Origin of the sequence: Nocardiopsis baichengensis YIM 90130 (genome assembly GCF_000341205.1) — a bacterium.
Classification (GTDB): domain Bacteria; phylum Actinomycetota; class Actinomycetes; order Streptosporangiales; family Streptosporangiaceae; genus Nocardiopsis_A; species Nocardiopsis_A halophila.
Genome location: NZ_ANAS01000004.1, coordinates 30,563 through 53,636, shown reverse-complemented (window position 1 = coordinate 53,636; position 23,074 = coordinate 30,563). Strand labels below are relative to the sequence as shown.

Sequence of the window (23,074 nt, the reverse complement as noted above, 5' to 3'; positions counted from 1 at the left end):
ATCTAGCCTGGCCCCATGTCAGCGTTCCTTCCTCCCGAACAGTGGTTCGCCACCCTGCCCACCTCCTACCTCGCCTCCTTCGGCCTGATCACCGACCCCTCCGGGCGGGTGCTGCTGGTCGAGCCCAACTACCGCGAGCACTGGACCCTGCCCGGCGGCGTCGTCGAGCAGGACGAGCCCCCGCATGTGGCCTGCGAGCGCGAGGTCGCCGAGGAGGTCGGGCTCGAGGTGGCGGCCGGCGCGCTGCTGGCGGTGCAGTGGAGCGCCCCGGCGGGGCCGCGGCCCCGCCCGTTCTGCTCGTTCGTCTTCGACTGCGGCCGGGTGCCCCCCGACGCGCGGATCACCCTGCAGGCCGAGGAGCTGGACGACCACGCCTTCCTCGACCCCGACACCGCGCTGGGGCGCATGCACCCGGCACTGGCGCCCCGCCTCAAGGCGGCCCTGGAGGGCAGGCGCGAGGGCCGGGCGGTGTACGTGGCGGCCTGAGGGGTCCCCCGGCACGGTGCCGATGGTCCCTGGAGCGGCCCCGGCGGGGCTCCTAGACTCGTGGCGCGACAGGGAGCCGACGGCCCCCGCGCCCGGGAGGATTCCGCCGATGAGCCGACCCCTTCCCGAGACCGACCCGACCGCCGCCGACCGCCGGAGCCAGGCGCACGCCCTGCTGGTCCGGCTGTCCGCGCTGGAGGAGGGCGACCCGCGCCGCGAGGAGCTGCGCCGCCGCCTGGTGGAGCTGCACGCCCCCGTGGTGCGGCGGATCGCCCGCCGCTACTCCGGCCGCGGCGAACCCGAGGAGGACCTGCGCCAGGTGGCCTGCGTCGGGCTGATGCAGGCGATCCGCGACTTCGACCCCCGGCGCGGAAAGGAGTTCCTGTCCTATGCCCTGCCGATGATGACCGGCGAGGTCAAGCGGCACTTCCGGGACCGGACCTGGGCGGTGCGGGTACCGCGCCGCCTCAAGGAGCTGCGCTCGCGCCTGATCGTGCTGGAAGGCGAGTTCACCCAGCGGCACGGCCGCTCCCCCACGGTCGCGGACGTGGCCGAGGAGCTGGGGCTGGGCACGGCCGAGGCGCGCGAGCTGGTGGCGGCCTCGGCCGCCTACAGCGCGCTCTCGCTGGACCTGCCCTGCGGGGCCGAGGGCGAGGAGCGCACGCTGGGCGAGACCCTGGGCGGCAGCGACCCGGCGCTGGAGGCGGCCGAGGACCGGGTGGCACTGGCCCCGCTGCTGGAACGGCTCTCGCCCCGGGACCGGTCGATCGTGCTGCAGCGCTTCGCCGGCGACCGCACCCAGGCGCAGATCGCCGCGTCGGTGGGGCTGTCGCAGATGCACGTCTCGCGGCTGCTGTCGACCTCGCTGACCCGGATGCGGCGGTGCGCCGAGGAGGGGTGAGCCGCGCCGGTGGGCCCGCGTCAGCCGGACCGGACCAGCAGCGGCACGAGCACCAGCATGAGCAGCGCGAACGCGAACGCCCCGCAGATCAGCGCCACCCCGGTGCGGGGGACCGGCTCGGTGCTCTGCGCCGGGCTCTGCGGGCTCTGCGGACTCTGCGGGCCCGGCCCGGCGGCCGCGCGCTCCTGCGCGGCCAGCCGGTGGGCGCAGGCGTCGATCCGCTCGGCGCAGCCGGGGTCCTCGGCGCGCAGCCGCGCCTCCATGGCCCGCAGTTCCGCCTCGTCCCGGCCGGTCCCCATGGCGCCCTCCCGCTCGTTCCTGCGGCTCACGGCTACCCGCCCCGGGCGCGGGGCAAACCCGGCCCCGCTCAGAAGGCGCAGGAGGGCGCGATCCCGTCGGGCTCGGCGGCGCGGGCCATGGGCGCGGGCCCGCCGCGCGGAGCGGGCCCGCGCCCCCGGGTCAGTCCGCGCCCACCAGGTCCTGGCGCAGATCCTCCAGCGTGGCGCTGAGCAGCCGGGAGACGTGCATCTGGGAGAGCCCGACCACCTCGGCGATCTGCGTCTGGGTGCGGTTGCCGTAGAACCGCATCAGCACGATGCGCCGCTCGCGCTCGGGCAGGCGGCCCAGCACCTCCCGGACCGCCTGGTGCTCCTCCACTCCGTCCTGGCCGCCGTCCCCGCCGCCGATGGTGTCCCCGAGGGACGGGGCGTCCTCGCCGGTGCCGCAGGGCGCGTCCAGGGACAGCGCCGAGTAAGCCCGCGAGGCGTTCAGCAGGTCCTCGGTGGTCCGCTCATCGATGTCCAGGGCGGTCGCGATCTCCCCGGTCGTGGGCGACCTGCCGTGCTCCTGGGCGAACTCGACGGTGAAGCGGTTGAGCTCGCCCCTCTTCTCCTGGTGCTTGCGGGGCACCCGCACGTCCCAGGTGTTGTCCCGGAAGTGCCGCTTGAGCTCCCCGGTCACGGTGGGCAGCAGGTAGGACAGGAACGGCTTGCCGTAGTCGGGGTCGTAGTAGGCGACCGCGCGGGTGAGCCCGAGCATGGCGACCTGTTCGAGGTCGTCCATGGGCTCGCCGCGGCCCCGGTAGCGACGGGCCTCCCGCCGGGCAACCGGGGCGTACATGTCGACCACCATCGCGCTGAGCGCCTCGGCCTCCGCCGAGCGGGGCGGCAGGTCCGCACGGGCCTTGAGCAGCTCCTCGGCGGTGGCGCCCTGGGCGGGCTTCCGGGGGCCGGCGGGGATGTCGTTCGTGGGCGGAGCGGTCATCTCGCATTCCTCCCCTGCGACGTGGGCTGTTCACCGGCACGGGGAGCCGACGGCCACCGCGGCGTCCACTGCACAAGGGGCGTTCCCACTTCACAAGGGCGTTCCTCATCATGCGCCGCGGTCGCAGCGTCACCCCGTCGCGCGCCTCCGTGGATCGGGAGGCGCCGCCTCTCCAGGGTGCACCGTGCCCGTGTAACGGGACGATAAACACCGGGCCGTCAGCGGCGGCTCCCGGGCAGGAACTCCTGCGCCTTGGAGCGGACCCCCTGCGCCAGCACCGACCAGGCCTCCGGGTCCCCCTTGGCCAGGGCCGCCGTCATCGACTCCATCTGGTCCCAGGTGGCCGTCGGCGGGATCGGCGGCACCGACGGGTCGGTGGCGAACTCGACCACGGCCGGCCCCCGGGCCGCCAGTGCCTCGTCCCAGGCCTCGCCCACTCGGTCGGGCTCCTCCACCCGGATGCCGGTCAGCCCCAGGCTCCGGGCGAACGCGGCCGAGGAGGCCCGGGGCAGCCGCTGGGAGGGGACGAACTGCGGCGATGCGCCCATCGCCCGCATCTCCCAGGTGACCTGGTTGAGGTCGCCGTTGTCGAACACCGCCACCACCAGGCGCGGGTCGCTCCACTGCTCGGCGTGGAGCGCGGCGGTGATGAGCTCGTTCATCCCGTTCATCTGCATCGCCCCGTCGCCGGCCATGGCGATCACCGGCCGGTCGGGGTGGGCGAACTTGGCGCCGACCGCGTAGGGCACGGCGCAGCCCATGGTGGCCAGGCTCCCCGAGACCGACCCGCGGATGCCGGCGCGGAAGCGCAGGTGCCGGGCGTACCAGTTGGTGGCCGAGCCGGAGTCGGCGGTGACGATCGCGTCGTCGGGCAGCCGGGGCGAGAGCTCGTGCGCCACCAGCTCGGGGTTGACCGGGTCGGCCGGCACCCCGGCGCGCCGGTCCTGCACCTGCCACCAGCGGCGGACGTTCTGCTCGATCGTCTCCCGCCAGCCGCGGTGCCGCTTGCGCTCCAGTAGCGGCAGCAGCTCGCGCAGGGTCTCGCGCGCGTCGCCCGGCAGCGGGACCTCGAACGGGTAGCGCAGGCCGAGCATGGCGGGGTCGATGTCGATCTGCACCCCGCGCGCCTGGCCGTACTCGGGCAGGTACTGGCTGTAGGGGAACCCGGAGCCGACCATGAGCAGGGTGTCGCAGTCGCGCATCATCTCGTAGGACGGCCGGGTGCCCAGCAGCCCCGCGGCGCCGGTGACGTAGGGCTCCTCGTCGGAGATCACGTCCTTGCCCAGCAGCGCCTTGGCCACCCCCGCGCCGAGCAGGTCGGCGGCCTCGGCGATCTGCTCGCGGGCGCCGCGCGCGCCTTGGCCGACCATGACGGCCACCCGGTTCCCCGCGTTGAGCACGTCGGCGGCGCGGTTCAGGGCGTCCCGGTCGGGCACGGTGACCGACCGGGCGGTCCCCAGGGTGCCGGGCACCATCTTGAAGGCGTGCCCGGGCTCGACGTAGTCCAGCTCCTGCACGTCGGCGGGGATGATCACCGCGGTGACCGTGCGGCGGGACTCCGCCACGCGCATGGCCCGGTCCAGGGCGTTGGGCAGCTGCTGGGGCACGGTGACCTCGGTGAGGTACTGGGCCGCCACGTCCTTGTACAGCGCGTGCAGGTCGACCTCCTGCTGCATGGAGCCGCCCATGCCGCTGCGGTCGGTCTGGCCGACGATCGCCACCACGGGGACGTGGTCGAGCTTGGCGTCGTAGAGCCCGTTGAGCAGGTGGACCGCGCCGGGCCCGGAGGTGGCCGCGCACACCCCCACCCGGCCGGAGAACTTGGCGTAGCCCGCGGCCTCGAACGCCGCCAGCTCCTCGTGCCGGGCCTGGAGGAACCGCGGCCGGTCGCCGGCCCGGTCCCAGGCGGCCAGCAGTCCGTTGATGCCGTCGCCGGGGTAGCCGAAGACGTGCTCGACGCCCCACTCGCGCAGGCGCTTCAGCAGGAGATCGGAGACCTTCTCCGCCATCGTTGACAACTCCTCGGTCGGTCGGGCGGGCGTGCCCGGCCCCGCTACCCCGACCGGCGCCGATGATGCCGCCGACCCGCGAACCGGCCGACGGTGCGTCAGCGGCCCCTTTCCGGGGCCGCGGCGGCGAGCGCCCCGCTCCGCCCGGTCTCCTCCCCGGGTTCGCGCCCGCGCGCCCGGAGCACCCGCAGGTAGCACCGCTCGATGCGGGCGGCCACCGTGTCCCAGCCGTAGCGGGCCGTCACCCGGTCCGCGGCGGCGAACCCGTAGCTCTCCCGGGTCACCGGGTCCGACAGCAGCCGGCGCATCCGGAAGGCCAGCGCCCGCGGCCGCGCCGGCGGCAGCAGGCGCCCGGTGACGTCGTTGACCACCGTGTCCAGGTGACCGCCGACCGCCGAGGCGACGACCGGGGCGCCGCAGGCCATCGCCTCCACGGTGCTCATCCCGAAGGGCTCGTACCAGGGCATGTTCACCGCCAGGTCGGCCGACCGCAAGTAGGCGGGCACCTGCTCGCGCGGGACCGCCCCCAGGAAGCGCACCCGCTCGGCCACACCGGCCTCCTCGGCCACACCGCGCAGGCGGCCGACCTGCTCGTCGCCGTCGACGGCGCCCGGCGCGGGGCCGCCCACCACGACCAGCTCGGCCTCGGGCACCCCGGCCAGGGCCCGCACCACGGTGTCGACCCCCTTGCGGCGCACCAGCCGCCCCAGGCACAGGACCCGCGGCGCGTCGCCCCGCCGGGCCGCCGGCCCCTCCGGGAAGAAGCGCTCCAGGTCCACGCCGCCGGGGACGACCGCGATGCGGCCCGGATCCACGCCGCGCCGGCGCAGGGACCGCTGCTCCTGGGTGGAGGTGGCCAGGACCATGTCGGCCCTCTCGGCGACCTCGCTCTCGGACTGCTCGCGCTCGGGCGGACCGGTGTCGTCGGCGCCCTCGCGCATGCGCTTGAGCGAGAGGAGGGCGTGGAAGGTCTGCACGACGGGGACGTCCGCCGCCGCGGCCGCGGACAGGGCCGCCTGCCCGCTCATCCGGTCGTGGGCGTGTACCAGGTCCGGTGCCTCGTGGGCCCAGTGGCGGGCCAGGTCCTCGGCGAAGGCCCCCGTGTACGGCGGGAGGTCGTTCCTGCCGATCGGGCGGGGCGGTCCGGCGCCGACGTGCCGCACGGTCACCCCCGGCGCCGCCTCGCTCTGCCCGGGCTGGTCCGGCGCGGTCCGGCGGGTGTGCACGACGACGGTGTGGCCGCGCTCCCCGAGGGCGCGCGCGAGTTCCGCGACGTGGACGTTCTGTCCCCCGGTATCGCCCCCGCCCGTCGCCGCCAGTGGTGAGGCGTGCTCGGAGACCATGTCGATCCTCATGGTGCTACCTCCTCGATCAGCCGGTCCCACTCTTCGCTGAAGCGCTTGAGCGGGAAGCGTTCCGGGGCCGCCTGCCGGGCGGCCCGCCGTTTCTCTCGTTCTCTCGCGCTCGCTCGTGCGCGTGCGGGATCCGAGGCCGGCACCGGCGGCTCCTCACGCAGGCGTCCGGCATCGCCGCCGAATCGCTGCCGGCCGGCGCCGGTGCTGATAGGTGTCCCGGGGCACGTGCCGCATCAGGCTCTCGGAGCCGTGCCCGGGGCCGTGCGCCCTCGTTCCCGCTCCTCCGCTTCGTTCCCGGTGTGCACCTCCGGACCCCTACCGTCCGCTCGGTCCGTGGCCTCCCGAACCGCCGCGGGTGCGCACCGCTCCGACTACCGACGAGCCATCGCTCCAAACACCGGCTCGGGTGCGCCGCCCGGGGCCGTAACGCCGCTCCGCGCCCACTGCCCGGGGATTCTCTCCGCCGAAATCCGTTCGGAAATCCCTCGGAAAGGGCATGGGCCTCCGCACTCCACCGGGCACACGTCCATCGGGCCTCCGACTCGCCCGCTCCCCGGGTGCGGTGACGGGTCGGAGCAGGGGGTGCCGGGGGTGCGCCCGGGGCTCACCGGCCGCCACCGCCCGGTTGCCGGTCGCCCTTGGGGCGGGCGGGCTGGGCGGGCACCCCGTGCGGGGGCGGGTTGGACGTCGGGGCGGCCGACCCCTCGCCCACCGGGGAGCCCCCGTGGGGCGGCGGCGGCGCCTCCTCCGGCCGGAAGCCCTGGTCCCCGCCGGAGGGCTCGGCGCCCTCCTCCAGCGCTTCGAGCCGGTTGGCCAGGATCCAGGACCCCGGCGCAGCTCCTCCTCGCCGAGGGAGCGGACCCGGTGGCGCAGCGTGGGGATGGGCATGCCCTCGTACCCCGGCGGCGGAGGCGTGTTCTGCTCGGACATCGGCTCTCCCCTTCCGAACGTCGCGTCCCCGCGCGACTACCCGTGCCCGCGGGACCGCATGCGCCGGCGGCCCCGTTCGTCGGGCGGGAAGGCGACGTCGAAGGCGGGGCGCTCGGAGCGGATGCGCGGCAGCGAGGTGAAGTTGTGCCGCGGCGGCGGGCACGGGGTCGCCCACTCCAGCGAGCAGCCGTGGCCCCACGGGTCGTCCCGGGTCACCCGGACGCCGTGGCGGGCGGAGCGCCAGGCGTTCCACAGGAACACCAGCGTCGAGGCCCCCAGCACGAACGCGCCCACGGAGGAGATCTGGTTCAGGACCGTGAACCCGTCGGTGGGCAGGTAGTCGGCGTAGCGGCGGGGGAACCCGGCCGCGCCCAGCCAGTGCTGCACCAGGAAGGTGGCGTGGAAGCCGAAGAACAGCAGCCAGAAGTGGAGCTTGGCCAGCTTCTCGTCGAGCATGATCCCGGTGAACTTGGGCCACCAGAAGTAGAACCCGGCGAACATCGCGAAGACCACGGTGCCGAAGACGACGTAGTGGAAGTGGGCCACCACGAAGTAGGTGTCGGTGACGTGGAAGTCGATGGGCGGGGAGGCCAGCAGCACCCCGGTCAGGCCGCCGAACAGGAACGTGGCCAGGAACCCCAGGGAGAACAGCATCGGGGAGGCCATCACCAGCTGCCCGCGCCACATCGTGCCGATCCAGTTGAAGAACTTGATCCCGGTGGGCACGGCGATCAGGAACGACAGGGCGGAGAAGAAGGGCAGCAGCACCGCGCCCGTGGGGAACATGTGGTGCGCCCACACCACCATCGAGAGCCCGGCGATGGCCATGGTCGCCCCGATCATGCCCTTGTAGCCGAACAGCGGCTTGCGGCTGAAGACCGGGATGATCTCGGTGATGATGCCGAAGAACGGCAGCGCGATGATGTAGACCTCCGGGTGCCCGAAGAACCAGAACAGGTGCTGCCACAGGATGGCGCCGCCGTGCTCGGGGGCGTAGACCCGGGTGCCGATCATGCGGTCGGCGCCCAGCGCCGCCAGCGCTGCGGTCAGCACGGGGAAGGCCATCAGGATGAGCACGCTGGTGAACAGGGTGTTCCAGGTGAACAGCGGCATCCGGAAGGCGGTCATGCCGGGGGCGCGCATCACCACGATGGTGGTGATGAAGTTGACCGCGCCCAGGATGGTGCCCAGCCCCGACACCAGCAGCCCGATCACCCACAGGTCCCCGCCCAGGCCCGGGGAGCGGACCTCGTCCGAGAGCGGGGTGTAGGCGAACCAGCCGAAGTCGGCCGCGCCGCCGTGCGTGCCGAAGCCGGCGAGCAGGATCAGCCCGCCGAACAGGAACAGCCAGTAGCTGAACATGTTGAGCCGGGGGAAGGCGACGTCGGGGGCGCCGATCTGCAGCGGCATGACCAGGTTGGCGAACCCGGCGAACAGGGGGGTGGCGAACAGCAGCATCATCACCGTGCCGTGCATGGTGAACAGCTGGTTGTACTCCTCGCTGGTGACCACCTGCATGCCGGGCCACATCAGCTCGGCCCGGACCACCATCGCCATGAGGCCTGCCACCAGGAAGAACCCGAAGGACGTGGCCACGTACAGCTGCCCGATGACCTTGTGGTCGGTGCTGCTGACCCAGCGGGCCAGCCGCCGCCCCGCGTGCGACTCCCTCCCCTGCGCGACCCCCGGCTCCCCGGCCTCCCGCGTCTCGGTCACGTCCCGCCTCCTCGGTTCCGGATCCGCGCGGCGGCGGACGCCGCCGCCCGCGCCCACTACCCCCGCGCCGCCGGCGGCGAACACGGCGGCGGACAGGCGGGGGCGGGCCGCGTTTCACGCGGCCGCTGTCTGGTAGCGGCCCGGAGACCGCATCGCAGAGGAATCGCAGAGGAGTTGTGAGGGGAGGCCACCATGGCCGAGACCGTTCGCGAGGTCATGACGACCCCGCCCTATACCGCCTCGCCCGGCACCACGCTGCGCGAGGTGGCCCGGATCATGCGCGACAAGGACATCGGCGACGTCCTCATCACCGAGGACGGCCGGCTGCGCGGGCTGGTCACCGACCGCGACGTCGCGGTGCGCTGCGTGGCCGAGGGGGCGGACTGTGCACAGGAGACCGTGGAGCGGGCCTTCACCGGGCAGACCGTGACGGTCGGCCCGCAGACGCGGGTGGGCGAGGCGGTGCGGCTGATGCGCGAGCACAGCGTCCGCCGGCTCCCCGTGGTCGAGGAGGGGCGCCCCCTGGGCGTGGTGTCCCTGGGCGACCTGGCCGTGGAGCGCGACCCGCGGTCGGCCCTGGCCGACATCAGCGCGGCCGAGGGCAACAACGTCTGAGGCCGGTCCGAGGCGAACCGGGCCGAACCGAGGCGAGGGGCCGCCCCGTGCGGGGCGGCCCCTCGCGTGCCGTTTCGCGTGCCGCTGCGGCCTACCGCTCCCTCGCCCGGCGGGTCCGTGTCCGGCTCGCCTTCTCCAGCGCGGCGACCAGTTCGTCCTTGTCCATCTTCGAGCGGCCCTCGACGCCCGGTTCCCGGGCGCGCTCGTACAGGTGCCGTTTGGACGCGGCGGCGTCGACACCGCCGGCGGTGCCCTCGCTCCCCTCCTTGCGGCCGCCCTTCTTGCGCTCCCAGTGGTCGCCCACCTTCTCGAAGGCGTGCTTGAGCGCGGCGTAGGCGACGCGGTGCGCCCGTTCCCCCTCCCCGTACTGCTCCACCGCCGAATCGTGCGCCTCGATCCAGGTGTCCTGGGCCTTGCGCGGCGAGCGGCGCAGGGTGTCCGGCAGTTCCCGTCGTCCCGGCATGTCCCCTCCTTCCGGTGGCCGCCGTCGGCCCCGGCGGTTCAGCCGATCCGGGCCATCAGGCGGGTGCAGGCGTCCTCGCACAGCATGCAGGTGTCGGCGCACAGGGCGCAGTGCTCGTGCCGGTCGGCGTGGCGCCGGCACTCCTCGGCGCAGGCGCGGCAGTACTCGGCGCACACCGACAGCAGGCCGCGCTGCAGCAGCGGGTCGACCGCGGTGCGCCGGGAGAGCACGTGCAGCGCCGCCTCGCACACGTCGGCGCAGTCCTGGTTGATCCGCACGCACGGCACCAGGTCGGCGGCATCGCGCTCGCCCAGGCAGGCGTCGGCGCAGGCCGTGCATGCCTGGGCGCAGGCGGCGAGCCGCTCGATGGCGCTGGAGACCAGCTCGGCGTCGCCGCCGACGCCGCGCGGGTGGGTGCGCAGGAACTCCTGGGTCTGGGTGGGCATCGCCCCTCCTCCGGTCGGGCTCGTCCTCGAGGGGTCCACTGCCGTGTCCCCGGGTGCCCGGCCCCGCCGCGGCGGCGGGGCCGGGCACCGAGCGCCCTCCGCTGCATTCCCCCCCGACCGCCTCGGCGGCACCGGGGCACCCCCCAGAACCCTGGCGCCGTCCTTCGAGGCGGTCCCGCCCGGGCGGAGGTCCGGGCGCCGGCGCGGGGCGTCGGGTCGTCGCCCTCGCGCCTTGTCCCGGGCCCTAACCCGACGGGGGCGGGGCATGCACACGCGAAGGAGGAATTTCCGCGACCGCCCCTCGCGGCCCCTACCCGACCTCGGCGGTCCCGGTGCCGGGGAGCGCGTCGAGGGCGTCGTGCAGGCTTCGGCCGTCCGCCTCAGCCCCGCAGACCCGCCTCACCCCCGCAGGCGCAGGGCCAGGAACAGGTCCACGCGGTGCTCCAGGCGACTCAGGTCGCGGCCGGTCAGCTCCTCCACCCGGCCGATCCGGTAGCGCAGCGTGTTGACGTGCACGTGCATCGCCGAGGCGCAGCGCTGCCAGGACCCCGAGTGCTCCAGGAACCGCTCCAGCGTCTCCACCAGCTCCGAGCGGTGGTCCCGGTCGTAGGCCAGCAGCGGCCCCAGCAGCCGCTCCCGGTAGGAGGCCCGCACCTCCTCGGGCACCGAGGCCAGCAGCAGCTCGTGGGAGTCGATCTCGGCGCCGGCGATCACCTGGGCGCGCCCCGGGCGCAGCCCGGCGAGCCGGCGGGCGTGCCGCGCCTCGGCCGCCGCCCCGCGCAGGTCGCCCAGCTCGCGCGGGGTGGAGCCGATGCCCACCGCCAGGCGGTAGTCCACCAGCCCCGGCTCCAGGGCGCGCGCCCCGCGCTCCAGCTCCCCGCGCAGCTCCTCGACGGCTTGGGCCCCCGCGTGCCCCGGGTCGGGGACCGGCACCACCGCCAGCACGTCGGCGTCCCCGGTGACCACCGCCCCGGGCCGCTCGGCCAGCAGCTCGCCCGCCACCCGGCGGGCCAGGTCCGCCAGGCGCGGCTCGGGCGCCAGCGCCGCGCTGACCACCACGTGGCCCCCGCCCCGCTCCCGGCCGCCCGCGGCCCGCAGCAGCGCCTCGACCTCCTCCTGGCGCTGCTCCTCCAGCAGCCGGGGCAGCGCCTCGGCGTGCCGGGCGTCGTTGAGCGCCCGCTCCTCCTCCCGGCTGCGGGCCAGCACCGCGATCGAGGCCAGCTCGGCGACGGCCTCGTGGACCTCCTCCTCCCAGTCCTCGTGGCGGCCCTCGCACACCAGCAGCCACCCGGCCAGCGGGTGGGAGTCGCGGGTCTGCACCGGCATCACCGTCAGCGCCCGCCCCGGCAGCTCGGTGCTGCGCGGGAACGAGGGCCAGGACAGGGCGCGGGCCGCCAGCTCGGCGCGGGCCCGCCCGTCCAGCTCCGGGCCGGCGCCGGCCACCGCGCGGCCGGTGCTGGAGACCACCCAGGCGCGCAGCCGGGCCTGCTCGGCGGCGGCCGCGAAGACCGCCGGGAAGTCGGCCCCGGCGGCGACCTCGGCCATCATCCGGCGGTGCCGGTCCCGGTTCTCGGCGATGGTGGTGAAGCGGTGCCGGTTGATCAGCCGCAGCACCTCCTCGGTCACCGCGCCGAAGGAGGTCTCGGCCGGCACCTCCAGCAGCGGCACGCCGTGCCGCTCACAGGCCTCCACCAGGTCGCGCGGGATCTCGCCCAGCGCGGTCCCGGCGCCCACCGCGGCCCCGCCCGCCTCGACCACCGAGGCCACGAAGACCTCCGAGTCCTGCGGGCCGTTGCGCCACATCATGCCGGTCAGCACCAGCTCGCCGCCGGTCAGGTAGCGGGCGGGGCGCAGCAGGTCGGTGGTGTAGGCCCAGCGGATGGCGCGGTGGGCCTGGTCGGCCCCGCTGATGAAGCGCAGCCTCAGCCGGGGGATGGAGAGCAGTTCGCCGAGCCGCATGGGGTCCCTTCGTCTCGTCGCGGCGCCGCCGCGTGGCGGCCACGTTAACCCACCATGACGTGTTGTAGGAAACAACGAAGCACCGCCCGCGACCAGCGCTCCGGTTCATGGGTTCACCGGGTGGCCGCACCCTGTTCGCCGGTGTTCTACTTCACATACACACCCGGCGTAGACCACACGGCAGACGGCCCGACCGTCCGCCCGCGCAACGACGAGGACGAGTATGGACTTCCTGCGCCCTTCCACGCTGGAGGAAGCGCTGGCCGCCAAGAGCGAGCACCCCGACGCGGTGCCGATCACGGGCGGCACCGACGTGATGGTCGAGTTGAACTTCGACAAGCACCGCCCGCCGGCGCTGATCGACCTGACCGGCGTCCCGGAGCTGGCCCGGTGGGCCCCCGACGGCGACGGGGTGCGGCTGGGGGCGGGCGTCCCCTACACCCGGATCATCGCCGAGCTGGGCGAGCGCGCCCCGGCCCTGGCCCAGGCCTCCCGGTCGGTGGCCTCCCCGCAGATCCGCAACCGGGGCACCGTCGGCGGCAACCTGGGCGGCGCCTCCCCCGCCGGGGAGGCGCACCCGGTGCTGCTGGCCACCGACGCCCGGATCGAACTGGCCTCGGTGCGCGGCACCCGCACCGTCCCGGCCCGTGAGTTCTACCTGGGGCTGCGCCGCACCGCCCGCCAGGACGACGAGCTGATCACCGCGGTGCTGCTGCCCCGCCCGGCCGGGCCGCAGCACTTCTGCAAGATCGGCACCCGCAACGCCATGGTGATCGCGGTGGCCAACTTCAGCCTGGCCCTGGACACCGAGAAGCGCACCGTGGGCACCGGGCTGGGCTCGGTGGCCCCCACCCCGGTCCGCGCCCCCGAGGCCGAGGAGTTCCTGGCCGCCGAGTTCGACTGGGAGGGCGGCTCGGTACTGGACGAGGCCGTGGTGCGCCGCTTCGGCGAACTGGTCTCCTCGGTCGCCCGCCCCATCGACGACCAGCGCGGCTCGGCCGACTACCGCCGGCACGCCGTGGGCGTGATGGCGCGCCGCGCCCTGTCCTGGTCGGTCACCGACCACCGCAAGAGCCTGCAGGACCCGAGGGGAGACGCCCGATGCGCGTGACGTTCACCGTCAACGGAGAAGAGGCCAGCGCCGAGGACGTGTGGGCCGGCGAGAGCCTGCTGTACGTGCTGCGCGAGCGCATGGGCCTGCCCGGCAGCAAGAACGCCTGCGAGCAGGGCGAGTGCGGCTCGTGCACGGTCTACCTGGACGGGGTGACCGCCTGCTCGTGCATGGTCGCCGCCGGGCAGGCCCACGGGCGCGACGTGCGCACCGTGGAGGGCCTGGCCGACCAGGGCGGCGAGGGCGATGAGAAGCGCCTGGGCACCGTCCAGGAGGCGTTCGTGGAGATGGGCGCGGTGCAGTGCGGCTTCTGCACCCCCGGCCTGCTGGTGCAGACCGACGACCTGATCGCGCGCACCGTGGGCGCGGGCCGGGACGTCCCCGAGGACGCCGAGATCCGCGAGGCCCTGGCCGGCAACCTGTGCCGGTGCACCGGCTACGAGAAGATCATCGACGCGGTGCGGGTGGCCGCCGAGCGCGAGGCCGCCAAGGCGGGCGGTGCCGCATGAGCGCCGAGACCGTCGTCATCGACGGCGCCTACATCGCCACGGTCGGCGGCGCCGAGTACGCCGCCGGACACATCGTGGCCGAGGGCGGGCGCATCACGCGCGTGGGGTCGGGCGCGGCCCCGGACGTGCCCGGGGCGCGCCGCATCGACGGCCGCGGGTGCGTGGCCACCCCCGGCCTGGTCAACACGCACAACCACCTCTACCAGTGGGCCACCCAGGGGCTGTTCGCCGACGGCACGCTGTTCGAGTGGCTGGTGGGCTCCTACGAGATGTGGCACCGGCTGGACGCCGAGACCGTCGCCGGCACCACCACCGCCGGGACGGCCTGGCTGGCCCTGTCGGGCTGCACCACCGCCTCGGACCACCACTACATCTACCCCGCCGGGCGCGGCGACATCGCCGCCGCCGAGGTGGAGGCGGCCCGCCGGGTCGGCATCCGCCTGGACCTGGCCCGCGGGTCGATGGACCGCGGGCACGCGCAGGGCGGGCTGCCGCCGGACTCGGTGGTGGAGACCCTGGACGGGGCCCTGGAGGGCACCGCCGCGGCGATCGACGCCCACCACGATGCCTCCTTCGGCTCCCTGACCCGGGTGGCGGTGGCGCCCTGCTCGCCGTTCTCGGTCAGCAGCGAGCTGATGCGCGGCGCCGCCGAGCTGGCGCGCGCCAAGGGGGTGCGGCTGCACACCCACCTCGCCGAGACCCTCGACGAGGAGGACAAGTGCGCAGCCGAGTTCGGCTGCACCCCGGTGGAGTACGCCGAGAAGCTGGGCTGGCTGGGCGAGGACGTGTGGTTCGCGCACGCGGTCCACCTGTCCGACGCCGCCATCGCGCGCATCGCCGAGACCGGCACCGGCATCGCCCACTGCCCCACCTCCAACGCCCGGCTGGGCGCGGGCATCTGCCGCACCACCGAGCTGCTGGCCGCCGGGGTCCCCGTCGGCCTCGGCGTGGACGGGCCCGCCTCCAGCGAGCTGACGCTGCTGGCCGGCGAGATGCACCAGGCGCTGCTGATGGCCCGCGCCCGCAAGGGCCCCCAGGCGCTCACCGCGCGCCAGGCCCTGCACATGGCCACCCTGGGCGGCGCCCGGGTGCTCGGCCGCCAGGACGAGCTGGGCTCCCTGGAGCAGGGCAAGCTCGCCGACATCGCACTCTGGCGCATCGACGGCTTCGGCCACGACGTGATCGACGACCCGGTGGTGGCCCTGGCCTTCGGCCCGGTCCCGCCCCTGGAGCGGCTGCTGGTCGGCGGCCGCACCGTGGTCGAGCGCGGCGAGCTGCGCACCGTCTCCCACGGCGAGGCCGCCGAGGCCGGCCGCGCCGCCCACCGACGACTGACCCAGGAGGTGAGCCGGTGATGTCCGGCACCGCGACCCGGGCCCCGGGCGACCTGTCCAGCACCACCCGGGACGGGGTGGGCGCCAGCCCCCGCCGCCCCGACGGAACGCTCAAGGTCACCGGCGAGTTCGCCTACTCCTCCGACATGTGGATGGAGGACATGCTCTGGGGGATGACGCTGCGCAGCCCCCACCCGCACGCCCGCATCCTCGGCATCGACACCACCGAGGCGCTCAAGCTCCCCGGCGTGCACGCCGTCCTCACCCACGAGGACGTGCCCGGGGAGAAGCGCTACGGGCTGGAGTACCAGGACCAGCCGGTCCTGGCCTTCGACAAGGTGCGCTACAAGGGCGAGGCGGTGGCGATCGTGGCCGCCGACCACCCCGAGACCGCGCGCCGCGCCCTGGAGCGCGTCAAGGTCGACTACGAGGTGCTCGACCCGGTCTCCGACTCGCGGCGGGCCGCCTTCGACCCCGACTGCCCGCTGGTGCACGAGGACGGCTCCCTGCCCGTGCACGCCGAGTACAACCAGCACGGCAACGTCGTGCGCCACCAGCCCATCCGCACCGGGGCCTTCACCGAGGGCGGCGGCGTGGAGGGGCTGCGCGCGCAGGCCGCCGCGGTGGTCTCCACCGAGTACGAGGTGGGCATGCAGGACCAGGCCTTCCTGGGTCCGGAGTCGGGCATGGCGGTGCCGGCCGAGGACGGGGGCGTGGACCTGTACATCGCCACCCAGTGGCTGCACGTCGACCAGCGCCAGATCGCGCCGGCCCTGGGCCTGCCCGAGGACCGGGTGCGGCTGACCCTGGCCGGGGTGGGCGGGGCGTTCGGCGCCCGCGAGGACCTGTCCATGCAGATCCACGCGTGCATGCTGGCGCTGCACACCGGCCGCCCGGTCAAGATCGTCTACAACCGCGAGGAGTCCTTCTACGGCCACGTGCACCGGCACCCGGCCAAGATGCGCTTCGAGCACGGCGCCGCCGAGGACGGCACGCTGCTCTACGCCACCCTGGAGATCGTCGTCGACGGCGGCGCCTACGCCTCGGCGACCCCCGCGGTGGTGGGCGTGGCCTCCTCGCTGGGCATCGGCCCCTACGAGGTGCCCAACGTCAAGGTGGACGCCTACGGCGTGTACACCACCAACCCCCCGTGCGGGGCGATGCGCGGGTTCGGCGCGGTGCAGGCCTGCTTCGGCTACGAGTCGCAGATGGACAAGCTCGCCGCCGAGCTGGGCATGCACCCGGTGGACCTGCGGATCAAGAACGCCATGAAGCAGGGCTCGCGGATCATCACCGGCCAGCTCATGGACACCCCGCTGCCCATGGCCGACATGCTGCAGCGCGCCAAGGACATGCCGCTGCCGCCGGCCCGCGAGCAGCTCCCCGACCCGTCCGACCTGCGCACCCTGCCCGGCGGGGTCGCCAACACCACCCACGGCGAGGGCGTGGTGCGCGGCGTGGGCTACGGGGTGGGCCTGAAGAACCTCTGCTTCTCCGAGGGGTTCGACGACTACTCCACCGCCCGGGTGCGCCTGGAGCTCATCGGCGGCGAGCCGGCGGCGATGGTGCACACCGCCGCCGCCGAGGTCGGCCAGGGGCTGGTCACCGTCAAGGGCCAGATCGCCCGCACCGAGCTGGGCGTGGAGCGGGTGACCATCCACCCCTCCGACACCCAGGTCGGCTCGGCCGGGTCCTCCTCGGCCTCGCGCCAGTCCTACATGACCGGCGGCGCGGTCAAGACCGCCTGCGAGGCGGTGCGCTCCCGGGTGTTCGAGCTGGCCCGCGAGCGCGGCCTGGTGCCGCCGGGCCGCCCCGACTCCGGGCTGTCGCTGCAGGGCGGCAAGCTGGTCTCGGACACCGACGGGCCGCTCGCGCCGCTGGCCGATGTGCTGGAGGGCGCCGCGGTGGAGGAGACCCGCGAGTTCCACCACCGGCCCACCCGGATGCTCGACCCCACGCTGGGCCAGGGCGACTCCCACACCCAGTTCGGCATGTGCGTGCACCGCGCCGTGGTCGACGTGGACGTGGAGCTGGGCCTGGTCAAGGTGGTGGCGCTGGACGCGGTGCAGGACGTGGGCAAGGTCATGCACCCCCAGCAGCTGGCCGGGCAGATCCAGGGCGGCTCCACCCAGGGGCTGGGCCTGGCCCTGATGGAGGAGATCCAGGTCCAGGACTCCCAGATCCGCAACCCCTCCTTCACCGACTACCTGATCCCCACCATCCTGGACACCCCGCCGATGCGGATCGACGTGCTGGAGCACGCCGACCCGAACGCGCCCTACGGGCTGCGCGGCGCGGGCGAGCCGCCGACGCTCTCGTCGACCCCGGCGATCGTCGCCGCGGTCCGGGACGCCACCGGGCGCGCGCTGACGCACGCCCCGGTGCGCCCCGAGGACATCGTGGGCATCGAGCTGTAGCCCGGCGCGGTTCCGCCACGATCCTGCCCGTCCCGGTCCGCCGGCGCCCTCGGTGCCGGGACGGGCAGCCTCCGGACCCAGGAGGCCCCCGGTCCTCCGTGGACGCGCCTCGTCCGGGCGCACCCACGGAAGGCCACGCAGTGTAATCAACCCCCCGCACACGGTACCGGGCCGGGCAGGCCCGGACCCGACTTCCCTCCAGGAGGGGACATGACCCGACTCGACGCGAAGGGGCCGGCGCCCGAACCGGCGGCGGCCTCCGGGACCGATCGATCCTGGCTCGACCGGTTCTTCTTCGTGACCGAACGCGGCTCCACCTACGGGCGGGAGATCCGCGGAGGCCTGACCACCTTCATGGCCATGGCCTACATCATCGTCCTGAACCCCATCGTGCTCGGCGGGGCCCAGGACATCAACGGATACGCCCCCACCTTCGAGCAGCTGACCACGATGACCGCCCTGTCGGCGGGCATCGTCACCATCCTGATGGGCGTGGTGGGCCGGGCGCCCATCGCGCTGGCCGCCGCCCTGGGCGTCATGGCGGTGGTGGCCTACCAGGCGGTCCCCCAGATGACCTGGCCGCAGGCGATGGGCCTGGTGGTCTGGCAGGGGATCGCGATCATCCTGATGGTGGTCACCGGGGTGCGCACCGCGGTGATGAACGCGCTGCCGCACAACCTCAAGCTCGCCATCGGCGTGGGCATCGGCATGTTCGTGGCGCTGATCGGGCTGGCCAACGCCGGCTTCGTCAGCGCCGGCGACGGGAGCCTGCTGCAGCTGGGCGCCACCGGGCACCTGGCGGGCTGGCCGGTGGTGGTGTTCGTCATCGGGCTGCTGGTCTCGGCGATCCTGCTGGCCCGCAACGTGCCCGGGGCGATCTTCTACGGGATCGTCACCGCCACGGTCATCGCCGTCGCCGTCACCTACGTCTTCCAGCTGGGCGACGGCACCTGGGGCGGCTCGGCGCCGCGGCTGCCCGAGACCCTGTTCATCGCCCCCGACTTCAGCCTGTTCTTCCAGGTCGACCTGTTCGGGGCCTGGACCCAGGCCGGGCCGGCCAGCGCGGCGGTCATCCTGTTCACCCTCATCCTGGCGGGGTTCTTCGACGCGCTGGGCACCGTGCTGGCGGTGGGCAACAAGGCGGGGCTGACCGACGAGATGGGCCAGATGCCCCGGACCAACCAGATCCTGGGCACCGACGGCGCCGGCGCCGTGGTCGGCGGCGTGACCAGCTCCTCGGCCACCCTGGTGTTCGTGGAGTCCACCGCGGGCGTCAGCGAGGGCGCCCGGACCGGGCTGGCCAGCCTGGTCACCGGCGCGCTGTTCCTGCTGGCGATCCTGTTCTCCCCGGTGTTCGGGATGGTGCCCGGACAGGCGGCCTCGTGCGCACTGGTCCTGGTGGGGGCCATGATGATGATGGGCGTGGGGGCCATCGAGTGGAGCGACATCTCGGTCGCGGTCCCGGCGTTCCTGACCATCGCCCTGATGCCGTTCACCTACGACATCGCCACCGGCATCGGCGCGGGCATCGTGGCCTACACCGTGATCAAGACCGCCGTCGGCAAGTACCGCGAGGTGGGGTGGCTGATGTGGATCCTGACCGGGGTCTTCGCCGCCGACTTCGGCATGGCCGGCATCGAACGGCTGCTGGGCCTGTAGCCCCCGCTCCCCTCCCCCCTGCGGCGCCCGTGCCCGGAGCGCTCCTCCGGCCACGGGCGCCGCCGCCTGTCCCACCCCCTACGCTCCGCCTCCGCTCCCGTGGTCGAGGCGCCAGAGCCGGTCGCCCTCCACGCGGGACAGGCGCCAGCCCTCGGGGGTGCGGACCGCCTCCATCCGGTACTCCTCCCCGACGGTGAACTCGGGGGTCTCCCCCTCCCGGCAGAAGACCGCGATCTGCTGGGCGCCGAGCACGGCGCGGTCGCCGTCGACCTCCACCAGCGGGTTGGCCGTCATGTGGTGGGTGCGTGCGAACGGGCCGTGGCTGCGTGCGGCGAGCTCGGCCACCCGGTCGGCGCCCTGCACCTCTCCGGAGCCGACCACGACCACGGCGTCGTCGGTGAACACGCTCCGCACGTCGTCGAAGCGCCTGTCGTCCAGCCACCGACCGTGCCGGGAGAGCAGGTCGGTGATCGCGGCGCGGTCCGCGAGGCGGGCCACGGTGTCCTGTGCGGCGTTCCCGCCGCCTCTTTCATTGGTTGCGCCAACATTCATGGCGGCGACGGTACACCAATTCGTTGGCGCTGCCAACAGTTGGCACTCCTGCCCGCATGACCGCCGCCTGCCCGGCGCCCTGCTCCCCCGGACGGCCGCCCGGATCCAGCGCCTGGTGGCCGATAGGCCTCGGGGGTACCGCACCCACCACTCCGCGCTGCTCACCGCCGCAGCCGAGCTCGGCCCGGCCTCCTGTCCCGGGTGAACCGGCACCGCACCGAAGCGGAACGACACCCCCCTCAGGGGGTACAGACACGCGTGTCGGGGCTCACCGGTTGCGCGGCACCCGCAGGGTGGCGATCTCGAAGGGGCGCAGCTCCAGCCGGTACCCGTCGCCGTCGGGCACCGGCCCGGCGGCGCCCTCCAGCGGGCGTTCGAGCAGGTCGACCCGGGCGGGCCTGCCCGCGTCGAAGCCGAACCCCACCCGGGTGGACGCCCGCGCCCCGCGGGCCTCGTACAAGCGCACCACCACGTCGCCGGAGCGGTCGTCTGCGAGCTTGACCGCCTCCACCACCACCCCGTCCTCCTCCACACGCACCAGCGGCGCGACCGACCCGCCCCGCTCGGCGGTGCGCTCGGGCAGGTTGATGCGGTACCCCTCACGGACCGCGTCGGCCACGGCCGCGCCGGGCACCAGCGCGTAGCCGAACCGGTGGGGCCCGTGGTCGGTGCGCGGGTCGGGGAAGCGCGGCGCCCGTAGCAGCGACAGCCGCACCGCCGTCGTGGTGCCGCCGTCGCCGCGCACGTCCCGCGTCACGTCGTGGCCGTAGGTGGAGTCGTTGACCAGCGCGTGCCCGTAGTCGGGGTCGGCCACCCGGATCCACCGGTGCGCGCAGGTCTCGAACCGGGCCGCGTCCCAGGAGGTGTTGGTGTGCGTGGGACGGCGCACGTGCCCGAACTGGATCTCCGAGGCCGCCTCGTCGGCGCGCACGTCCAGGGGGAAGGCCGCCTTGAGGAACTTCTCGGTCTCGCGCCAGTCCACCTCCGTGTCCATGTCCACCCGCGCCGCCCCCGGGCGCAGCACCGTGCGCTGGACGGCCGTGGACGAGCCGAAGCTCCGCCGGGCGGTCACCGCCCACGCCCCGCCCTCCAGCGGCTCGGCGGACACGTCATCGGCGCCGTCCAGGTCGGTGACGGTGTTGCGGTAGAAGGAGTCCACGTCCCAGGCGTCCCACATGTTCGGGAGGTCGGGATGGATCTGCAGCAGGTTGCCGCGCCCGCCCGGTGCCAGGGCCTCGCGCCCCCGCCCGCCGTCCGCCCGCAGGTCGACGACCGAGCGCAGCAGCCCGTCCGGGCCGATGACGGCCCGCACCGACCCGTTGTCGAGCACGTGCGCATCCCCGTCGAGGGTGTGCCGCACGGCCCCGCCGGTGTCCCCGGCACGGGTGGCCGGGCCCGCGCCCAGGGCGGGGACGCCGTCGCGCTCGTGCGGGCAGGCGTTGAAGACCGCGGGGGCGCCGGGGCCCTCGGGGCCGGGGACGGCGTCGAGCAGGGCCGCCTGGGCACCGCCGATGACCTCCTCCAGCTCGCGGGCGATCCCCTCGTAGGCCTCGGCCGCCTCCCGGTGCACCCAGGCGATGGAGGTGCCCGGCAGGATGTCGTGGAACTGGTGCAGCAGCACCGTGCGCCAGACCCGCTCCAAGCGCTCGTAGGGGTAGCCGGCCCCCGTGCGCACCGCCGCGGTGGCCGCCCACAGCTCGGCCTCGCGCAGCAGGTGCTCGCTGCGCCGGTTCCCCTGCTTGGTGCGGGCCTGGCTGGTGTAGGTGGCCCGGTGCAGCTCCAGGTAGAGCTCGCCCAGCCACACCGGCGGGTCGGGGTACTCCGCGCGCGCGGCGGCGAAGAAGGCGTCGGGCCGCTCCACGCGCACCCGGGGTGAGCCCTCGAGGCCGGCCAGCCGGTCGGCGCGGCCCAGCATCTCCCGGGTGGGCCCGCCGCCGCCGTCGCCCCACCCGAAGGGCACCAGCGACCGCGTCGCCGCCCCCTTGTCGCGGAAGTTGCGCACCGCGTGCGCCAGCTCCGCGCCCGACAGCTCGGAGTTGTAGGTGTCCACCGGCGGGAAGTGGGTGAACACGCGGGTGCCGTCGATGCCCTCCCATAGGAAGGTGTGGTGCGGGAAGGGGTTGGTGCGGTTCCAGGAGATCTTCTGGGTCAGGAACCACTCGGCCCCGGCCAGGCGCACGATCTGCGGCAGCGCCGCCGAGTACCCGAAGGAGTCGGGCAGCCACACCTCCTTGGTGTCCACCCCGAACTCCTCGGAGAAGAAGCGCTTGCCGAAGACGAACTGGCGGGCCATGGCCTCCCCTCCGGGCATGTTGGTGTCGGCCTCCACCCACATGCCGCCCACCGGGACGAACCGCCCCTCGGCCGCCTTCTCCTCGACCCGGGCGTACACCTCGGGCCGGTGCTCCTTGATCCACGCCAGCTGCTGGGCCTGCGACATGGCGAAGACCAGGCCGGGGTGGTCGTCCATCAGCGCCGTGACGTTGGCGGCGGTGCGCGCCACCTTGCGCACCGTCTCGCGCAGCGGCCACAGCCACGCCGAGTCGATGTGGGCGTGGCCCACCGCCGAGATCCGGTGCGCCCCCGCCTCGGCCGGGGAGGCCAGCACCGGGGCGAGCACGCGGCGGGCCCCCTCCGCGGTGCCGGGCACGTCCTGCAGGTCGAGGGCGTCCAGGGCGCGCTCCAGGGCCCGCAGCACCTCCCACCGGCGCGGCGCGCCCTCGGGCAGCTCGCGCATCATCTGGTCGAGCACCTCGATGTCGTGCACCAGGTGCCACACCCCCGGGTCGAAGACGGCCAGGTCCACCGAGCGCACCCGGTACAGCGGCCGGTCGGGGGCGGTGCGCCGGTCGCCCAGCTCCGTGGGCCGGAACGGGGGCGCCCCCAGCACCACGGGGTTGGCGGCGGCCTCCACGAAGTACTCCACCGGCTGCCCCGCCTGAGCCGAGGAGGCGACGCGCAGCCACCGGTTGCGCGGGCTGAGCCCTTTCACCACCGCGCCGTCGGCGGTGTAGGCCAGCCCCTCGCACTGGAAGCCGGGCATGTGCCCGTCGAAGCCCAGGTCGACCACGGCCTCCACGGTGCGCCCCGCCCAGGCCTCGGGGACGCGCCCGCGGATGCGGAACCAGGTGGTGCCCCAGGGCGGCCCCCACGGCTCCCCGGGACCGGCCGGCCGGTAGGGCGCGGCCAGGCCCTCGGCGACGGGGACGGGCTCGCCGGGGGCGTCCCACCGGGCGGTCTCCATGGGCGCGGTCTCGGGGTACACGGCGGGGCGGATGCGCTCCTCCAGGACCCGCGAGACCCGGTCCTCCACCAGTTTCCGGTCGTCGTGCATGCTGCCTCTCTCTCG

General features: G+C 74.6%; 18 protein-coding genes. 8 read left to right on the top strand and 10 right to left on the bottom strand.

All coding sequences use genetic code 11. The annotated features are described in order from the left end of the window. Window positions 1-15 precede the first annotated feature (15 nt). Together C892_RS0101380 and C892_RS0101375 are read left to right on the top strand one after the other, a co-directional pair. Window positions 16-486 carry an NUDIX domain-containing protein gene (locus tag C892_RS0101380; RefSeq protein ID WP_017555716.1) on the top strand — a complete coding sequence of 157 codons (471 nt, stop codon included), beginning with the start codon at window positions 16-18 and terminating at the stop codon, window positions 484-486. Between the two features lie 109 nt (window positions 487-595). Beyond that, on the top strand, window positions 596-1,387 hold the full coding sequence (locus C892_RS0101375; RefSeq protein WP_017555715.1) for a SigB/SigF/SigG family RNA polymerase sigma factor: 792 nt from the start codon (window positions 596-598) through the stop codon (window positions 1,385-1,387). 20 nt (window positions 1,388-1,407) lie between these two features. Here C892_RS0101375 and C892_RS0101370 read toward each other — a convergent pair whose 3' ends face one another. From C892_RS0101370 to ctaD, 5 genes are all read right to left on the bottom strand, one after another. Next, window positions 1,408-1,716: a hypothetical protein gene (locus tag C892_RS0101370; protein ID WP_239647221.1), complete on the bottom strand. Its 309-nt coding sequence runs from the start codon at window positions 1,714-1,716 to the stop codon at window positions 1,408-1,410. A gap of 130 nt (window positions 1,717-1,846) precedes the next feature. After that, the gene (locus C892_RS0101365; RefSeq protein ID WP_017555713.1) at window positions 1,847-2,650 is read right to left on the bottom strand and encodes a SigB/SigF/SigG family RNA polymerase sigma factor; all 804 of its coding nucleotides are present in this window, start codon (window positions 2,648-2,650) and stop codon (window positions 1,847-1,849) included. A 218-nt stretch (window positions 2,651-2,868) separates the two neighbouring features. Beyond that, window positions 2,869-4,659, bottom strand: a complete 1,791-nt coding sequence (locus C892_RS0101360) for a thiamine pyrophosphate-requiring protein (RefSeq protein ID WP_017555712.1) — start codon at window positions 4,657-4,659, stop codon at window positions 2,869-2,871. Between the two features lie 98 nt (window positions 4,660-4,757). Then, on the bottom strand, window positions 4,758-6,014 hold the full coding sequence (locus C892_RS0101355; RefSeq protein WP_017555711.1) for a glycosyltransferase: 1,257 nt from the start codon (window positions 6,012-6,014) through the stop codon (window positions 4,758-4,760). Window positions 6,015-6,980: 966 nt separating this feature from the next. After that, window positions 6,981-8,591 (bottom strand): aa3-type cytochrome oxidase subunit I, encoded by a 1,611-nt coding sequence (ctaD, locus tag C892_RS28335; RefSeq protein WP_275041806.1) that lies wholly within the window; start codon window positions 8,589-8,591, stop codon window positions 6,981-6,983. A 261-nt stretch (window positions 8,592-8,852) separates the two neighbouring features. Between ctaD and C892_RS0101345 the strand changes: the two genes are divergently transcribed. After that, window positions 8,853-9,275, top strand: a complete 423-nt coding sequence (locus C892_RS0101345) for a CBS domain-containing protein (RefSeq protein ID WP_017537497.1) — start codon at window positions 8,853-8,855, stop codon at window positions 9,273-9,275. Window positions 9,276-9,366: 91 nt separating this feature from the next. On the opposite strand, the gene C892_RS0101340 is transcribed toward C892_RS0101345, so the two are convergent. From C892_RS0101340 to C892_RS0101330, 3 genes are all read right to left on the bottom strand, one after another. Then, window positions 9,367-9,738 carry a ChaB family protein gene (locus C892_RS0101340; protein WP_017555709.1) on the bottom strand — a complete coding sequence of 124 codons (372 nt, stop codon included), beginning with the start codon at window positions 9,736-9,738 and terminating at the stop codon, window positions 9,367-9,369. Window positions 9,739-9,776: 38 nt separating this feature from the next. Beyond that, window positions 9,777-10,184: a four-helix bundle copper-binding protein gene (locus C892_RS0101335; protein WP_017555708.1), complete on the bottom strand. Its 408-nt coding sequence runs from the start codon at window positions 10,182-10,184 to the stop codon at window positions 9,777-9,779. A 399-nt stretch (window positions 10,185-10,583) separates the two neighbouring features. Next, window positions 10,584-12,143 carry a PucR family transcriptional regulator gene (locus C892_RS0101330; RefSeq protein ID WP_017555706.1) on the bottom strand — a complete coding sequence of 520 codons (1,560 nt, stop codon included), beginning with the start codon at window positions 12,141-12,143 and terminating at the stop codon, window positions 10,584-10,586. Between the two features lie 223 nt (window positions 12,144-12,366). Here C892_RS0101330 and C892_RS0101325 point away from each other — a divergent pair, with 223 nt between their 5' ends. The 5 genes from C892_RS0101325 (at window position 12,367) to C892_RS0101305 (ending at window position 19,173) form a co-directional block, all read left to right on the top strand. Then, window positions 12,367-13,254 (top strand): FAD binding domain-containing protein, encoded by an 888-nt coding sequence (locus C892_RS0101325; RefSeq protein ID WP_017555705.1) that lies wholly within the window; start codon window positions 12,367-12,369, stop codon window positions 13,252-13,254. Beyond that, complete coding sequence (locus tag C892_RS0101320; RefSeq protein WP_017555704.1) at window positions 13,245-13,763, top strand: (2Fe-2S)-binding protein; 519 nt, start codon at window positions 13,245-13,247, stop codon at window positions 13,761-13,763. Before C892_RS0101325 ends, C892_RS0101320 begins: the two co-directional genes overlap by 10 nt. Then, window positions 13,760-15,118: an 8-oxoguanine deaminase gene (locus C892_RS0101315; protein WP_017537491.1), complete on the top strand. Its 1,359-nt coding sequence runs from the start codon at window positions 13,760-13,762 to the stop codon at window positions 15,116-15,118. The genes C892_RS0101320 and C892_RS0101315 overlap by 4 nt, the downstream gene beginning before the upstream one ends. Beyond that, window positions 15,118-17,514 carry a xanthine dehydrogenase subunit D gene (gene pucD, locus C892_RS0101310; protein WP_017555703.1) on the top strand — a complete coding sequence of 799 codons (2,397 nt, stop codon included), beginning with the start codon at window positions 15,118-15,120 and terminating at the stop codon, window positions 17,512-17,514. The genes C892_RS0101315 and pucD overlap by 1 nt, the downstream gene beginning before the upstream one ends. Before the next feature lie 210 nt (window positions 17,515-17,724). Then, window positions 17,725-19,173 carry an NCS2 family permease gene (locus C892_RS0101305; protein ID WP_017555702.1) on the top strand — a complete coding sequence of 483 codons (1,449 nt, stop codon included), beginning with the start codon at window positions 17,725-17,727 and terminating at the stop codon, window positions 19,171-19,173. Between the two features lie 78 nt (window positions 19,174-19,251). Here the strand turns inward: C892_RS0101305 and C892_RS0101300 are convergent, their stop codons facing one another. Both C892_RS0101300 and C892_RS0101295 read right to left on the bottom strand, forming a co-directional pair. Then, complete coding sequence (locus tag C892_RS0101300; RefSeq protein ID WP_026124067.1) at window positions 19,252-19,725, bottom strand: nuclear transport factor 2 family protein; 474 nt, start codon at window positions 19,723-19,725, stop codon at window positions 19,252-19,254. A gap of 268 nt (window positions 19,726-19,993) precedes the next feature. After that, window positions 19,994-23,059: an alpha-mannosidase gene (locus C892_RS0101295; protein WP_017555700.1), complete on the bottom strand. Its 3,066-nt coding sequence runs from the start codon at window positions 23,057-23,059 to the stop codon at window positions 19,994-19,996. Window positions 23,060-23,074 lie beyond the last annotated feature (15 nt).

What these genes read in the sequence shown, in the direction of transcription:
- C892_RS0101325 (WP_017555705.1), top strand. Translation starts at nt 12,367, where the DNA reads ATGGACTTCCTGCGCCCTTCCACGCTGGAGGAAGCGCTGGCCGCCAAG.
- C892_RS0101345 (WP_017537497.1), top strand. Translation starts at nt 8,853, where the DNA reads ATGGCCGAGACCGTTCGCGAGGTCATGACGACCCCGCCCTATACCGCC.
- C892_RS0101380 (WP_017555716.1), top strand. Translation starts at nt 16, where the DNA reads ATGTCAGCGTTCCTTCCTCCCGAACAGTGGTTCGCCACCCTGCCCACC.
- C892_RS0101330 (WP_017555706.1), bottom strand. Translation starts at nt 12,143, where the DNA reads ATGCGGCTCGGCGAACTGCTCTCCATCCCCCGGCTGAGGCTGCGCTTC.
- C892_RS0101340 (WP_017555709.1), bottom strand. Translation starts at nt 9,738, where the DNA reads ATGCCGGGACGACGGGAACTGCCGGACACCCTGCGCCGCTCGCCGCGC.
- C892_RS0101320 (WP_017555704.1), top strand. Translation starts at nt 13,245, where the DNA reads ATGCGCGTGACGTTCACCGTCAACGGAGAAGAGGCCAGCGCCGAGGAC.
- C892_RS0101355 (WP_017555711.1), bottom strand. Translation starts at nt 6,014, where the DNA reads ATGAGGATCGACATGGTCTCCGAGCACGCCTCACCACTGGCGGCGACG.
- C892_RS0101335 (WP_017555708.1), bottom strand. Translation starts at nt 10,184, where the DNA reads ATGCCCACCCAGACCCAGGAGTTCCTGCGCACCCACCCGCGCGGCGTC.
- C892_RS0101315 (WP_017537491.1), top strand. Translation starts at nt 13,760, where the DNA reads ATGAGCGCCGAGACCGTCGTCATCGACGGCGCCTACATCGCCACGGTC.
- pucD (WP_017555703.1), top strand. Translation starts at nt 15,118, where the DNA reads ATGTCCGGCACCGCGACCCGGGCCCCGGGCGACCTGTCCAGCACCACC.
- C892_RS0101300 (WP_026124067.1), bottom strand. Translation starts at nt 19,725, where the DNA reads ATGAATGTTGGCGCAACCAATGAAAGAGGCGGCGGGAACGCCGCACAG.
- C892_RS0101375 (WP_017555715.1), top strand. Translation starts at nt 596, where the DNA reads ATGAGCCGACCCCTTCCCGAGACCGACCCGACCGCCGCCGACCGCCGG.
- C892_RS0101365 (WP_017555713.1), bottom strand. Translation starts at nt 2,650, where the DNA reads ATGACCGCTCCGCCCACGAACGACATCCCCGCCGGCCCCCGGAAGCCC.
- C892_RS0101305 (WP_017555702.1), top strand. Translation starts at nt 17,725, where the DNA reads ATGACCCGACTCGACGCGAAGGGGCCGGCGCCCGAACCGGCGGCGGCC.
- C892_RS0101295 (WP_017555700.1), bottom strand. Translation starts at nt 23,059, where the DNA reads ATGCACGACGACCGGAAACTGGTGGAGGACCGGGTCTCGCGGGTCCTG.
- C892_RS0101360 (WP_017555712.1), bottom strand. Translation starts at nt 4,659, where the DNA reads ATGGCGGAGAAGGTCTCCGATCTCCTGCTGAAGCGCCTGCGCGAGTGG.